Genomic DNA, 386 nt, shown 5'->3' on the forward strand with positions numbered 1-386 from the left:
ATCTGACGGTGGTCGATCTGGAGACGGCGACGCCGGTCTGGGCGGCGCTGCCGGCGACGGACCCGGATGTGCGCGCCCTCGGGCTGAGCTCGCGCCATCTCGCTTATGTGATCTACACCTCGGGATCGTCAGGTATGCCCAAGGGCGTCATGGTCGAGCATCGGGGGATGACCAATTATCTGTCCTGGGCCTGCGATGCTTACGCGCCCAGATCATCCTCCGTGGTCTCCTCGCCTCTGACCTTCGATGCGACCGTTAACAGCCTGTTTGCGCCTCTGATCTGTGGTGGCCATGCACAGCTTGTCATGGAGGGAGACGAGGTCGAGGGGCTAAAAGCAAAGATCAGCTCGGAATGCGGGCTCATCAACATCACCCCGAGCCATCTG

Annotated in this window: 1 protein-coding gene; it reads left to right on the forward strand. The window is 61.7% G+C overall.

Features of this window, described 5'->3' with window-relative positions:
• A partial coding sequence (locus tag ACZYOF_RS44430; RefSeq protein WP_463719679.1) for an AMP-binding protein occupies positions 1-386 on the forward strand: 386 nt, incomplete at both ends.

This window comes from Bradyrhizobium sp. LeoA1Lang, assembly GCF_055413685.1.